At 37.7% G+C, this 12,493-nt stretch carries 10 protein-coding genes and 11 tRNA genes; 1 reads left to right on the top strand and 20 read right to left on the bottom strand.

Annotated features, from left to right (window positions below; translation table 11 throughout):
• Positions 1 to 167: 167 nt before the first annotated feature.
• From ACXYMZ_RS13770 to ACXYMZ_RS13855, 18 genes are all read right to left on the bottom strand, one after another.
• Positions 168 to 1,358, bottom strand: coding sequence for an FtsW/RodA/SpoVE family cell cycle protein (locus ACXYMZ_RS13770; RefSeq protein WP_458948994.1), 1,191 nt, complete (start codon positions 1,356 to 1,358; stop codon positions 168 to 170).
• Between the two features lie 262 nt (positions 1,359 to 1,620).
• The gene (gene tsaD, locus ACXYMZ_RS13775; RefSeq protein ID WP_458948995.1) at positions 1,621 to 2,628 is read right to left on the bottom strand and encodes a tRNA (adenosine(37)-N6)-threonylcarbamoyltransferase complex transferase subunit TsaD; all 1,008 of its coding nucleotides are present in this window, start codon (positions 2,626 to 2,628) and stop codon (positions 1,621 to 1,623) included.
• Entirely contained in the window at positions 2,621 to 3,073 is a 453-nt protein-coding gene (rimI, locus tag ACXYMZ_RS13780; protein ID WP_458948996.1) for a ribosomal protein S18-alanine N-acetyltransferase, read from the bottom strand. The genes tsaD and rimI overlap by 8 nt, the downstream gene beginning before the upstream one ends.
• Complete coding sequence (gene tsaB, locus ACXYMZ_RS13785; RefSeq protein ID WP_458948997.1) at positions 3,066 to 3,773, bottom strand: tRNA (adenosine(37)-N6)-threonylcarbamoyltransferase complex dimerization subunit type 1 TsaB; 708 nt, start codon at positions 3,771 to 3,773, stop codon at positions 3,066 to 3,068. Before tsaB ends, rimI begins: the two co-directional genes overlap by 8 nt.
• Positions 3,774 to 3,785: 12 nt before the next feature.
• Positions 3,786 to 4,244, bottom strand: coding sequence for a tRNA (adenosine(37)-N6)-threonylcarbamoyltransferase complex ATPase subunit type 1 TsaE (gene tsaE / locus ACXYMZ_RS13790; protein WP_458949106.1), 459 nt, complete (start codon positions 4,242 to 4,244; stop codon positions 3,786 to 3,788).
• Positions 4,245 to 4,249: 5 nt separating this feature from the next.
• Positions 4,250 to 5,212 (bottom strand): thiamine-phosphate kinase, encoded by a 963-nt coding sequence (gene thiL, locus ACXYMZ_RS13795; RefSeq protein ID WP_458948998.1) that lies wholly within the window; start codon positions 5,210 to 5,212, stop codon positions 4,250 to 4,252.
• A gap of 294 nt (positions 5,213 to 5,506) precedes the next feature.
• Positions 5,507 to 5,583 (bottom strand) — tRNA-Asp (locus tag ACXYMZ_RS13800).
• A 91-nt stretch (positions 5,584 to 5,674) separates the two neighbouring features.
• Positions 5,675 to 5,751: transfer RNA gene (locus tag ACXYMZ_RS13805), tRNA-Met, on the bottom strand.
• Between the two features lie 147 nt (positions 5,752 to 5,898).
• Positions 5,899 to 5,972 (bottom strand) — tRNA-Ile (locus tag ACXYMZ_RS13810).
• Positions 5,973 to 5,983: 11 nt separating this feature from the next.
• Positions 5,984 to 6,057, bottom strand: a tRNA-Gly gene (locus tag ACXYMZ_RS13815).
• Positions 6,058 to 6,070: 13 nt separating this feature from the next.
• Positions 6,071 to 6,147: transfer RNA gene (locus tag ACXYMZ_RS13820), tRNA-Pro, on the bottom strand.
• 57 nt (positions 6,148 to 6,204) lie between these two features.
• Positions 6,205 to 6,288, bottom strand: a tRNA-Leu gene (locus ACXYMZ_RS13825).
• A gap of 112 nt (positions 6,289 to 6,400) precedes the next feature.
• A tRNA-Gln gene (locus ACXYMZ_RS13830) sits at positions 6,401 to 6,476 on the bottom strand.
• Positions 6,477 to 6,483: 7 nt separating this feature from the next.
• Positions 6,484 to 6,560, bottom strand: a tRNA-Asp gene (locus tag ACXYMZ_RS13835).
• 26 nt (positions 6,561 to 6,586) lie between these two features.
• Positions 6,587 to 6,658 (bottom strand) — tRNA-Glu (locus tag ACXYMZ_RS13840).
• A gap of 9 nt (positions 6,659 to 6,667) precedes the next feature.
• Positions 6,668 to 6,759 (bottom strand) — tRNA-Ser (locus ACXYMZ_RS13845).
• A 6-nt stretch (positions 6,760 to 6,765) separates the two neighbouring features.
• Positions 6,766 to 6,840 (bottom strand) — tRNA-Asn (locus ACXYMZ_RS13850).
• Positions 6,841 to 7,063: 223 nt separating this feature from the next.
• The gene (locus ACXYMZ_RS13855) at positions 7,064 to 7,534 is read right to left on the bottom strand and encodes a SprT family protein (protein ID WP_458949107.1); all 471 of its coding nucleotides are present in this window, start codon (positions 7,532 to 7,534) and stop codon (positions 7,064 to 7,066) included.
• A gap of 288 nt (positions 7,535 to 7,822) precedes the next feature.
• Between ACXYMZ_RS13855 and ACXYMZ_RS13860 the strand changes: the two genes are divergently transcribed.
• The gene (locus tag ACXYMZ_RS13860) at positions 7,823 to 9,313 is read left to right on the top strand and encodes a catalase (RefSeq protein ID WP_458948999.1); all 1,491 of its coding nucleotides are present in this window, start codon (positions 7,823 to 7,825) and stop codon (positions 9,311 to 9,313) included.
• A gap of 258 nt (positions 9,314 to 9,571) precedes the next feature.
• Here the strand turns inward: ACXYMZ_RS13860 and ACXYMZ_RS13865 are convergent, their stop codons facing one another.
• Both ACXYMZ_RS13865 and ACXYMZ_RS13870 read right to left on the bottom strand, forming a co-directional pair.
• Complete coding sequence (locus tag ACXYMZ_RS13865; RefSeq protein ID WP_458949108.1) at positions 9,572 to 11,683, bottom strand: Tex family protein; 2,112 nt, start codon at positions 11,681 to 11,683, stop codon at positions 9,572 to 9,574.
• A gap of 219 nt (positions 11,684 to 11,902) precedes the next feature.
• Complete coding sequence (locus ACXYMZ_RS13870; protein WP_458949000.1) at positions 11,903 to 12,493, bottom strand: SpoIIE family protein phosphatase; 591 nt, start codon at positions 12,491 to 12,493, stop codon at positions 11,903 to 11,905.

A 12,493-nucleotide genomic window follows, 5' to 3' on the forward strand; every position in this document is an offset into this window, starting at 1 on the left:
GCTTCCAGCTTCCTTCAGATTCCAAATCACTTCGGACACCCTTGCCTTTAGCTAACAGTTCCTACTGCAAAGCCTGTAGTGGACTTTCACCACCAAGTTATAGCCCATGCTGGGCGCACAAGACTAACAGCGCACTATCAAAAGATAGTACGCTGTTTTTTTTGCTTCTATTTAAATAAATAATCATTCTGTATCGTATGCTCTACTGCTATTCGATAGATAATTCCTATCCCAAGCATCATGGACATAACTGAGCTTCCCCCATAACTAATTAAGGGCAGTGGAATCCCTGTTACTGGCATAATTCCAATTGTCATTCCAATATTTTGGAAAGCATGAACGAATATTAAACTTAGGAACCCTAAACAAAAATAGGTTGCAAATGGCATGTATTGATAAATATTTAAAGCTAAAGTTACTAGCTTATAAAGTAATAAGAAAAATAATAGGATTACTAATGCTCCACCTACAAATCCAAACGTTTCTCCTATTACAGAGAAAATAAAGTCAGTTTGGGCTTCGGGATAGTAAACCTCAATCTCCCCTGTACCTTTACCAAATAACTGCCCGGACCCGAGTCCCATTAACGCACGTTCAAAATGCCAGTTTGCAGTCTCTGTCGATTGTGCTGGGTCGAACCAAGTTAAGATTCTATTTATCTGGTAAACCCTCGAGCTACCTACAATTTCTCTCGCTAAGCCCGGGAAGTTTATAATGAAGGCTAGAATCGAACCTAATACTGCCGCTACAACTGTAATAAGACTAAGGATGATTTTCCAGTTAATCCCCGAAAAGATAATCATCATGCCTAGTATAAATAAGTAAACAACAGCCGTCCCGAAGTCTGGTTGAAGCATAATTAGAAATACAGGTATCGCTGTGATCACTATTAATTTAGCCAATAACATGAGATCGCTTTTGAAATTAGCATTTTCAAACTTCTGTTTATGTCTACTTATAATTGCCGACAGATAAAGTATCGTTGTTATTTTCACAAATTCAGCCGGTTGAATGGATATCGGTGCTGGTATACCACCTATTCTGTTAAACCAACTTTTCGCACCATTCACGGGTGAAGCAATACTTGTCGGACTTAAATATAACAAGATAAGCATGAGGATACCTGCTAAATAAATATAAATACTCGCCTTATATAACTGTTCCATATCAATGAGTTGAATAGACGCAGCAAAAATAATACCGATTATAAAAAAGGCAATTTGTCTTATCACAAAGTTTTGACCTTCATATTGATCAAGCTGTTGTGCACTATAAATAGACACTAAGCTCGTAGCGAAAAATAACACCAACAATATAAGTAGGTCACTTTGTATATAATATGACTGTTTCTTTGACATAGCTGTATCACCAAGCTTCTTTTCTAAAATAAATATTAGTTTCTATAAATCTTATCCACATCTTGACTATCCACAGGCTCGAACAGTGAAAACAGCTATATTTATAGTTGCTAACAAAGTTACACACATTATCCACAGATTTTTACTTATACCTATACAAAATCTATCCACATAACTAGTATTGTTTTAACAATGTTTACTATATTTACCCACATATCTGTGAGTAACTTGTGGTTAAGTTAGATTTCAACTTACTACCTAATTATAATTCAAGAGATGGGTTGGCGTTTAAGTCAAGATTAGCAAATTTTTCTTGTTCAAAAGAAATAGTGCCTGCTGCAGCGATCATCGCAGCGTTATCTGTACAAAGATGTAACGGAGGAATAAGTAACGGAATATTCGCTTCTGAAAACTTCCTCTGCAACTCATTCCGCAATCCACGATTTGCAGCGACTCCCCCAGCTACTATTACTTGTTTCACATTATATTCTTGTGCAGCTCGTAACGTCTTTGTAGTTACAACATCTACAACACTTGCTTGAAAGCTTGCCGCAATATCTTCATCTTTTAATTCTTCATTTCGCTGTTTTGCATTATGAATTTTATTAATAACAGCAGATTTCAACCCACTAAAACTAAAATCATAGCTATCTTCTTCTAACCAAGCTCTTGGAAATTCAATCGTTTCCTCACCTTGCGCAGCTAATCGATCAATTTCAGGTCCACCTGGATAAGGTAAATTTAACATTCTCGCTACTTTATCGTAAGCTTCCCCTGCTGCATCGTCACGTGTTTCACCAATTAACTCAAAGTGACCATGTTCCTTCATTAAAATAAGCTCCGTATGTCCTCCTGAGACAATTAAAGCTAGTAATGGAAACTGGAATTCACTTTCAAAACGATTGGCATAAATATGACCAGCAATATGTTGAACACCAATTAATGGTTTGTTTTTAGCGAATGCTAATGCTTTTGCTGCATTAACACCAATTAATAAAGCACCAACTAAGCCTGGCCCTTCGGTTACAGCAATTCCATCAATATCTTCCCAGTCTGTATTCGCTTTTGCAAGTGCCTCTTCAAGCACTAACGTCATCTGCTCGACATGGTGACGGGACGCAATCTCTGGTACGACTCCACCAAAACGTTTATGACTCTCAATTTGAGAAGCGACAACGTTTGAAAGGATTTGATTGCCATTTTTTACAACAGCCGCCGCAGTCTCATCACAGCTCGTTTCAATTCCTAGTATAATTTTATCTTTATTCATCAAAATTCACCCACATCACGATGGCATCTTCCTGATTATCTGTGTAATAGTTTTTACGAATTCCACCAGGAACAAGCCCAAATTTAGCGTACATTTTCTGTGCAACTGTATTTGATTTCCGAACTTCTAAAGAAAGCTGCTTTGTACCATGTGCTATTGCAGTTGTAAGCATATGCTGGAATAACCTGTTGCCAAGTTTTTTCCCACGGTATTCAGGTAGAATCACAATATTTGTTATCTGTGTTTCGTCGATAACTATCCACATCCCTGCATAACCAACAACTTCACCTTCCCACTCGATTACATAATAGTAGGCATAGTGATTTTCGATTAACTCATGATAAAAAATATCAAAAGTCCACGGCGTTGCGAATGAAACCTTCTCGATTTCTACAACCCGTTCCACATCTGTTATTTGCATTTTGCGTATTGAAACATTATCCATTCTTTTCGGTTTCCTTTTGTTGTTTTAACCAGTTTGCTTCAGCTTCCGCCATTCTCAAATAACTCGGTATCAGATGATGTGTTTCATCTGCATCATAATTTAAGCTAGCAAGTCCAAGGTGGCTCGGCTGTGCAATATGAAAAGGTCCAGCAGGAATAATCGCCTTTTCTTCTAATTTATTTTTTATTTCTTCTTCAAATGATAGGATATCAGGACTCAAGAAGAGAATTTTTTTATTTTCCAAGCTAAGATTCTCCAAGAGTGTCTCCATCATCATATTTTTATCTTCCATAATAGAAACAAGCTGGTTATTTTCAAATTTATATAATCCTGAATAAACCAAACCTCTTCTCGCATCGAAAAATGGACAGATGTATCCATCAAAAAATCTGCCCTGATAAGCTAATACTTCCAAGCTTGAGACACCAACAATGGGAATATTTAATGCCCAAGCAAGTGTTTTAGCAGTCGTTAACCCTATACGCACGCCTGTATAAGATCCCGGACCTTTAGCGATTGCAATTTTCTCAAGATCTTCCGCTTTCACACCAACTTCACCCATTAATTTATGAATGGCTGGCATCAAACGAACGGAATGATTTTTATTTAAATTCGTAACTAATTCACCAATAATCTGGTCATCCTCCATAATAGCGATGCCCAGAACATTATTTGATGTATCGATTGCAAGCAGCTTCATAGAAACTAACTCCTAACTTTCAAGTTCATTTAATATTTTTTCATAATGTTCCCCAATTGCATTTAATTGGATCTTTCTTGAGTTCTCGTCTATATATTCAATAGTGATTTCTAGTCGTTCTTCAGGCAAATATATTTCTATAAATTGGGCCCATTCAATAACCGATACACCCTCACCATTAAAATACTCTGAAAAGCCAATATCTTCATCGGAGTTCTCTAAACGGTAGACATCCATATGATACAAAGGCATGTTTCCTTTGTATTCCTTTACAATCGTAAAAGTTGGACTGTTTACGTTTCTCTTTACACCTAAACCTTTAGCAAGACCTTTGGTAAAAGCTGTTTTCCCTGCACCTAGGTTTCCTTCAAGTGTAAGAACTGACCCAGGTTGAAGTAATTTCGCTAGATTTTCAGCAACTTCTTGTGTTTCTTCTACACTTGCTGTTGTAAATTTTTTCGTGAACAATATCTCACCTACTTTAAATGCGTGTAGCCAGCTTTTGCTAAAGCTTTTACACTTCCATCGTTCTCTATATATACAAAATGTTCCTTTTTATCTTTTACATATCCAACTTCAGTTACTTGGACATTCCATTTTTCTGCGACATCTTTTATAGAGGACCAATTTTCTTTTGCTGTTGTCCCCAACAGTTCAAAGTCTTCTCCACCAAATAACTTCCATTTGTCTTGTTGATCTCGTGAAAAATCTTCTAGACCTTTATGAATCGGAATTGCTTTATCTTCTAGAATTATCGATACTCCTGAAGCTTCAGCTATTTCATGTGCTTCACTCGCTATACCATCACTTATATCATTTAAAGAAACTCTCTCTAATTGCTGTAGTGCCCTAGCAAATTCGATACGTGGGGTTGGCATTTGGTGCCTTGATATAAAGTAATCTTGATCTGGATGTTCTACTTCATGTTGTAATAAATAAAGCCCAGCCCGAGAATCGCCTAGAGTACCTGTAACAAAAACAATGTCACCAACCCTAGCATCCCTTCGATACCTTGCTTTATTCGCTGGTACTTTTCCAATAATCGTAATGGATAGAACGAGTTGATCTCCCGAAACAGTGTCTCCACCTAATAAATCTACGTGATATTTATTAGCAAGTTTCTTCATACCTGCAAATATCTCTGTGAGCTCATTTTCACTCCAAGTTTTTGGCACTGTAATGGATACGAGATAGTACATTGGTGTTGCACCCATTGCAGCGATATCACTAAGATTCGCAGCTAAACCGCGGTACCCAACTTGAATGGGGCTCATTGTATCTTTGGTGAAATGTACACCTTCTACAAAGGTATCCACTGCTGTCACAAGATCATTTGCAGTCTCTCTAAAAACAGCAGCATCATCACCTATCCCCATTAAAAGCGAGGATTGTTTATAATTTGTTTGTTTAATTTTATTTATCAATGAAAATTCATCCATTATATTCACCTATTCATTGTATAGATACATGTCTATGATAGCAAAATCTATAATAAATTGAAATGAACAAAGGAAACTAATGCTTAATGACTTTATTAAAGCCCAATGTTGATTAGAGGAAAAACCCGCTTCGGAAATATACTACGCTTTTCGCGGATGGCTTCATATATTTCCGAAGCTCAATTTTTTTATTTCTTTATGGATGAAGCCTCAACATTAATTTATAAAATAGCTTATAAAATAAAAAAACAAGATTTCTTTAACGAAATCCTGTGATTGTACGTATATTTATAATGGCGGTCCGGACGGGACTCGAACCCGCGACCTCCTGCGTGACAGGCAGGCATTCTAACCAACTGAACTACCGGACCATAAAATAAATACTGGACTCCAGTATTATTTAAAGTAATTTAAATTTTGTTTTTCTAAGTACTAGTTACATCAACTGTCAATAAAATAAATTGGTTGCGGGGACAGGATTTGAACCTGCGACCTTTGGGTTATGAGCCCAACGAGCTACCGGACTGCTCCACCCCGCGATAATATGAATATGCACGTTAAGATCATGCATAATAGTTAAACAATGTTCGTTATATTTCGGAGGTTACTCTCCTTAAAACGAAGACAAGTTTTATTATATAGGAAGTTTCCTACAAATGCAATCTATTTCTTTTAAGAAAAAGATATGGGCCTGAGTGGACTCGAACCACCGACCTCACGCTTATCAGGCGTGCGCTCTAACCAGCTGAGCTACAGGCCCAAAAATAAATTTGGAGCGGGTGAAGGGAATCGAACCCTCATCATCAGCTTGGAAGGCTGAGGTTTTACCACTAAACTACACCCGCATATAAAATATAATGGTCGGGAAGACAGGATTCGAACCTGCGGCCCCTTGGTCCCAAACCAAGTGCTCTACCAAGCTGAGCTACTTCCCGGGGACTATTATCAAAGTTTAGACGTCATCGCTCAATCGCTTAGCTAAGAATGAGAAGTGCGGTCGAGAGGACTTGAACCTCCACGGGATTAACTCCCACTAGGCCCTCAACCTAGCGCGTCTGCCATTCCGCCACGACCGCATACTAGTCTGAAACAATCCAATATGAGGAATAAAAAAATACTATTTCTAATAAATAGTATAAACCAATTTCAATCTTTCTGTGTATACATTAAGATGTATGAAAGAAAAAATGGCTGGGCTACTAGGATTCGAACCTAGGGAATGACGGGACCAAAACCCGTTGCCTTACCGCTTGGCTATAGCCCAATTAGAATGGCGGTCCGGACGGGACTCGAACCCGCGACCTCCTGCGTGACAGGCAGGCATTCTAACCAACTGAACTACCGGACCTACAATTAAAGAAATTTTAAAGATAATGACCCGTACGGGATTCGAACCCGTGATACCGCCGTGAAAGGGCGGTGTCTTAACCGCTTGACCAACGGGCCATAAAAATATGGCGGAGAAGGAGGGATTTGAACCCTCGCGCCGGCAGAACCGACCTACACCCTTAGCAGGGGCGCCTCTTCAGCCACTTGAGTACTTCCCCATATAATGGCTCCACAGGTAGGATTCGAACCTACGACCGATCGGTTAACAGCCGATTGCTCTACCACTGAGCTACTGTGGAATAAAATTACATCAACGAGAAATATATTACCTTATTTTCATTTTATTGTCAACACCCTTATTTACAGCGAGAATGACAACTGAAAAAGATTTAGCTAATATAATTTAACATGGTTCCACATTTTCGTCAACGATAATTTACATTGAATCAACAATTTATGTGGGTCTTGTTAATAAAACCCGTAAATAATGACTTCTTCACAGATATCTTAATCACTCAGAACTCACGAAGTAACTGTTTCCTTCATTAACTTTAATTTCCCCTGACATTTTCCGCATCGGAATTTTTTAATATCCACTCGTCGTTTTCTCTTATATTTTTCTTTACAGTCTAAACATGCATAAAGATATTTATATGTCGTAGCCTGTGATGGGAGAGGTTTACAGAATCTTGGTGAATTCGTTGCTTTTAATAAATTCTTAAAATCCGCATCACCATGCTTATAGCCTCTTCCTTCTATATGAAGGTGATAATGACATAACTCATGTTTAATAATTCCTCGAAACTCTTCTATATCCGTTTCTAATAAGTATTTGGGGTTCAATTCTATTAATCTCTTTGCTGGAATATATCTGCCTCCAGTGGTTCGTAGTCTTGGATTAAATCGAACATCGTCGATAAAAGGTTTATGAAAATACTCCTTAGAAATTTCATCAACAATCTTTTGTAATTCTACTTGGCTCATAAGTTCCATCAACATCAAACACCCTTTTCTAGTTCTACACCTAGTTTAACATACATCTTATTTCTTTTTAATTCTCAATTAATTATTTCAAATGAGAATAACTAAAAATTTATTTTGTTAAAATTATGTAATTATAATAGGAACTCTTTATATGGGAGATACGAATTTAATCGCGCAGACAATGGATTTCACTTTTTTGTCAAACCTATTACTTTATTAAGCTATATCCTTAGTAATCTGCTAATGATTGTGTTATTATAATTATTGTATTTAAAACATTGGGAGGTAATTTTTAATATGGATAGCAAAAGCAAAAAAATGAAAATGACTACTGCTTTCGGTGCTCCAGTTCCTAACGACTTCGATTCAAAAACTGCAGGCCCACGTGGTCCTCTATTAATGGAAGACTTTTGGTTCTTAGAGAAGTTAGCACATTTTGATAGAGAAGTAATTCCTGAGCGTCGTATGCATGCTAAAGGTGCGGGAGCTTATGGTACTTTAACAGTTACAAATGACATTACGAAATATACAAAAGCAAAACTTTTCTCAGAAGTTGGTAAGAAAACAGATATGTTCGTCCGTTTCTCAACTGTAGCTGGTGAACGTGGTGCAGGAGATGCAGACCGTGATATCCGTGGAACAGCTATGAAATTCTACACAGAAGAAGGTAACTGGGATCTAGTTGGTAACAACACACCTGTATTCTTCTTCAGAGATCCTAAGCGTTTCCCTGACTTGAACCACGTAGTTAAGAAAGACCCTGTAACAAACATGCATAACCCACAAGCAAACTGGGATTTCTGGACAAGTATTCCTGAATCATTGCATCAAGTTACAATCGTCATGTCTGACCGGGGAATTCCAAAAACATTAAGACATATGAATATGTTCGGAAGCCACACTTACAGTATGTATAATGAAGCTAACGAGCGTCATTGGATTAAATTCCATTTCTACACAGAACAAGGAATTGAAAACCTAACGAAAGAAGAAGCTAAAGCTGTTCAAGCTGAAGACCTTGATTCACATACAAGAGACCTGCGTGCAGCAATTGACCGCGGTGAAAACCCTAAATGGAAAATGTATATCCAAGTAATGACAGACGAGCAAGCAAAAAATCATTCAGACAATCCATTTGATTTAACAAAAGTATGGTACAAAGATGAATACCCACTAATTGAAGTTGGTGAGGTAGAACTTAACCGTAATCCAGAAAACTACTTTGAAGAAGTTGAACAAGCGGCATTCGCTCCAACAAACATTGTACCTGGTATTGGATTCTCACCAGATAGAATGCTTCAAGGAAGATTATTCTCTTACGGTGATGCACAACGCTACCGTCTAGGAGTTAACCACTGGCAAATTCCAGTTAACTATCCGAAGAACGTTGAAAACTTCCACCCATACCACCGTGATGGTGCTATGCGTATTAAACCTTACCAAGGCGGACATGTTTCATACAATCCGAATAGCTATGGTGAGTGGGAAGATAGTCCAGAACATCAAGAGCCAGCATTAGAGCTTGGTGGGGACGCAAACTACTGGGATTTCGATGAGCAAGATACAAACTTCTTCGAGCAACCTGGTAAGTTATTCCGTCTTCAGTCTCCTGAAGCACAACAAAGATTATTTGAAAACACAGCTGCAGAAATGCAAGGTACTTCTAAAGAAGTTCAACTGCGCCACATCAACCATTGCTACAAAGCAGATCCAGCATATGGTGAAGGTGTTGCTAAAGCTCTAGGAATCTCTATGAGTGAAGTTGAAGCTGCAACTGAATTAAAATAATAATTCTAAAGCGGAAGCGTCCGTTTAGCAACGCACAAACTGGAGCACTTCGTAATGAGATAAAGGAAACACGATGAACGTAGTGAATCGATGTTGACTTATCGATTGAAGGAGTGCGAAGTTTGATAGTTGCTGGACGCTGTAGCTGGATGTGGCTAATTCTCTCATGTAATTAGCTATAAAGTTTAAACAATAGAAATTTCGACAATAAATAAACTGCCACTGTCATAAGACGGTGGCAGTTTTTTATTGAAAATTTTATTCTTGAACCATCGACAAAGCTATTCTTCCTTTTGCTTCATCAACACTTTCCACCCAAACAGTTACAACATCACCAACTGATGCAATATCCATTGGATGCTTTACAAATTTCTTGGCCATCTTAGAAATGTGGACAAGACCATCTTGCTTCACTCCGATATCTACAAAGACTCCGAAGTCTACAACGTTTCTTACAGTACCTTGCATTTCCATACCTGGTTTTAAGTCATCAAGAGATAAAACATTACTCTTTAATAATGGTTGTGGGAAATCATCTCTTGGATCTCGCTCAGGCCTACTTAATGCCTCGATAATATCGATTAGCGTTGGTTCACCAATTTCAAGTTCTTCAGCAATCTGTTTATGATTAATCGTTGCAAACTTTTCGCGAAGTTCTTCTGTACCAATTGCATCAAGATTACTATCAAGCAACGCTAAAAGTTGCTCAGTTTTCTTATAACTTTCAGGGTGGATTGGTGTACGATCAAGCGGATGTTTTCCATCTATAATTCTTAAGAATCCGATTGCTTGCTCGTATGTTTTCGCACCAAGTCTAGGGATTTTCTTTAATTGGCTACGATTTGAAAACTTACCTTCTTCATTTCGCTGCTTTACAATATTATTTGCTACGGTTTTACTTAACCCAGAGACATATTGTAATAGTGAAGTCGAAGCTGTATTCACATTAACTCCAACTTGGTTTACTGCAGTCTCAACTACAAATGATAAAGATTCTGTTAAAGATTTCTGACTAACATCATGTTGGTACTGCCCAACTCCAATTGATTTCGGATCGATTTTCACCAATTCTGCAAGCGGATCTTGCACGCGTCTAGCAATTGAAGCTGCACTTCTTTCCTCTACTTGTAGATCTGGGAATTCCTCACGAGCAAGTTCAGATGCGGAATATACACTTGCACCTGCTTCATTCACAATAATATATGGAATAGATAAATTGTTATTGCTTATTACATCAGAAATAAATTGTTCTGTCTCACGTGATGCAGTACCATTTCCAATAGCGATAAGCTCGACATTGTATTTATTGATAAATTCTAGTACCTTTTTTTCTGAACCTTTGATATCTAGCCTCGGAGCGGTTGGGTAAATCACAGAAACATCATGTACCTTTCCTGTCTCGTCAACCAACGCAAGTTTACAACCCGTACGAAATGCTGGATCGACACCTAAAATTGTTCTCCCTTTTAAAGGCGGTTGAAGTAAGAGATTCTTTAGGTTCACTGCGAAAACATCTATCGCTTGTGTTTCAGCCTTTTCGGTTAAATTATTTCTAATTTCCCTTTCAATAGACGGCTGAATTAATCGCTTATAACTATCTTCAATCGCAGCTTTTAAGAATTCTTTCGTGTTTCCTGTAGTAGAATTTTTAAGGTTTTTTCTTTCTAGATAGCTTATAAGTCTATCGATTGGCGGCTCAACCGTTACCTTTAAAATCTCTTCTTTTTCTCCACGGTTTAATGCAAGGATTCTATGAGATACAAGGGATCGAACCTGTTCGTTATAATCGTAATACATTTCATAGACATTTTTTTCGTCCAATTCTTTTGATTTCACTTCAGATATTACCTTGCCATGTTTGAACGTTTCTTCGCGGATGTATTCGCGATACTCCGGATTATCAGAGATCCATTCCGCGATAATATCATTGACACCTTCGAGTACTTCTTCAATTGACTGAAGTTCATGCTCCTCTGAAAGGTACTTCTCAGCTTCTGTATGTAAATCAAATGGCCCTTGATTCCAAATTAATTCCGCTAATGGTTCAAGTCCCTTTTCCTTCGCTTTTGTTGCTCTCGTTCTTCGTTTTTGTTTATAAGGTCGGTAAAGATCTTCCACACGTTGTAACTGTCCGGCAGATTTAATTTCTTTCTCGAGTTCTTCGGTTAATTTTCCTTGCTCTTCTATAATTCGTAGAACTTCTTCTTTTCTTTGGGATAGATTTAAAGCGTATCCCCATTTGTCCTGAATGAGCTTAATATCAACTTCATCTAAGCCACCAGTTAATTCTTTTCTGTATCTTGCAATAAATGGGACTGTATTCCCCTCATCAAATAAAGCAATGACTTTTTCAATTGTTGCTTCTTTCATATCTGTTTCTTTTGCTACAAGTTTTAATAATTCTTTATCTATTACATTCGTCGCCACAGTACGTCCTCCTTCGTTCACATACTCATTTTACCAAACTCTCGATTAAATGCATAATCGACAAGCGAAGAAAGCATTGCTTATCAAAATCTCAAACCGTTTTTATTTTAAATTAGATATAAAAAAGTCAGCACATCACGTTGTGCTGACTTCGATGTTGATTTATTCATAGCGCATAGCAATAAGCGTTGTGTCGTCTTCTCTAATTGCGCTAGTTGTTTGTTCATACGACTTTGTAATTTGTGTAACATCATCTTGCAGGAAATAGTATTGCGACAACTCTTTGTCCTCAACACCATCTGAAAACAAAATAAAGTTAGTCCCTTTTTCTAATTTCTGGTTTACAACTTTAATCTTTCGAATATATCCTGCTAGATATCCGGAGTTCGGGATATTACGAGATTTCTTCTTATCCTTTGTTATCTTTATCATGCCAATATTTCCTATCGAGGAAAAGGAATAAGCTTCTGCTTTGAAATCCAACTTGAGTATTCCTAAAACAACCCCACGCTTACCCGTTAAAGCCTCGTTTACTAGCTTAACAAGCTCTTCAACAGACGCGTAAATGTTTTCTGCTATGATATCGATAACAGCTTCAGACGACTCTGAAGCGAATTCACCACTACCCAAACCATCTGCTATTGCACAAACAAATAGTTCATCTGTTTCGGTGTAGAAGTAACTATCTCCGCAATATGCATTCCCTTTCTTTGGCTTTTGAAAAACTGAAACAAGTACCTTTTCTTGCTTCAT

This window comes from Oceanobacillus sp. CAU 1775 (genome assembly GCF_054482815.1).

What these genes read in the sequence shown, in the direction of transcription:
- rimI (WP_458948996.1), bottom strand. Translation starts at nt 3,073, where the DNA reads ATGGATAATGTTTCAATACGCAAAATGCAAATAACAGATGTGGAACGG.
- thiL (WP_458948998.1), bottom strand. Translation starts at nt 5,212, where the DNA reads ATGGATGAATTTTCATTGATAAATAAAATTAAACAAACAAATTATAAA.
- ACXYMZ_RS13870 (WP_458949000.1), bottom strand. Translation starts at nt 12,493, where the DNA reads ATGAAGCAAGAAAAGGTACTTGTTTCAGTTTTTCAAAAGCCAAAGAAA.
- tsaB (WP_458948997.1), bottom strand. Translation starts at nt 3,773, where the DNA reads ATGAAGCTGCTTGCAATCGATACATCAAATAATGTTCTGGGCATCGCT.
- tsaD (WP_458948995.1), bottom strand. Translation starts at nt 2,628, where the DNA reads ATGAATAAAGATAAAATTATACTAGGAATTGAAACGAGCTGTGATGAG.
- ACXYMZ_RS13770 (WP_458948994.1), bottom strand. Translation starts at nt 1,358, where the DNA reads ATGTCAAAGAAACAGTCATATTATATACAAAGTGACCTACTTATATTG.
- ACXYMZ_RS13865 (WP_458949108.1), bottom strand. Translation starts at nt 11,683, where the DNA reads ATGAAAGAAGCAACAATTGAAAAAGTCATTGCTTTATTTGATGAGGGG.
- ACXYMZ_RS13855 (WP_458949107.1), bottom strand. Translation starts at nt 7,534, where the DNA reads ATGGAACTTATGAGCCAAGTAGAATTACAAAAGATTGTTGATGAAATT.
- ACXYMZ_RS13860 (WP_458948999.1), top strand. Translation starts at nt 7,823, where the DNA reads ATGGATAGCAAAAGCAAAAAAATGAAAATGACTACTGCTTTCGGTGCT.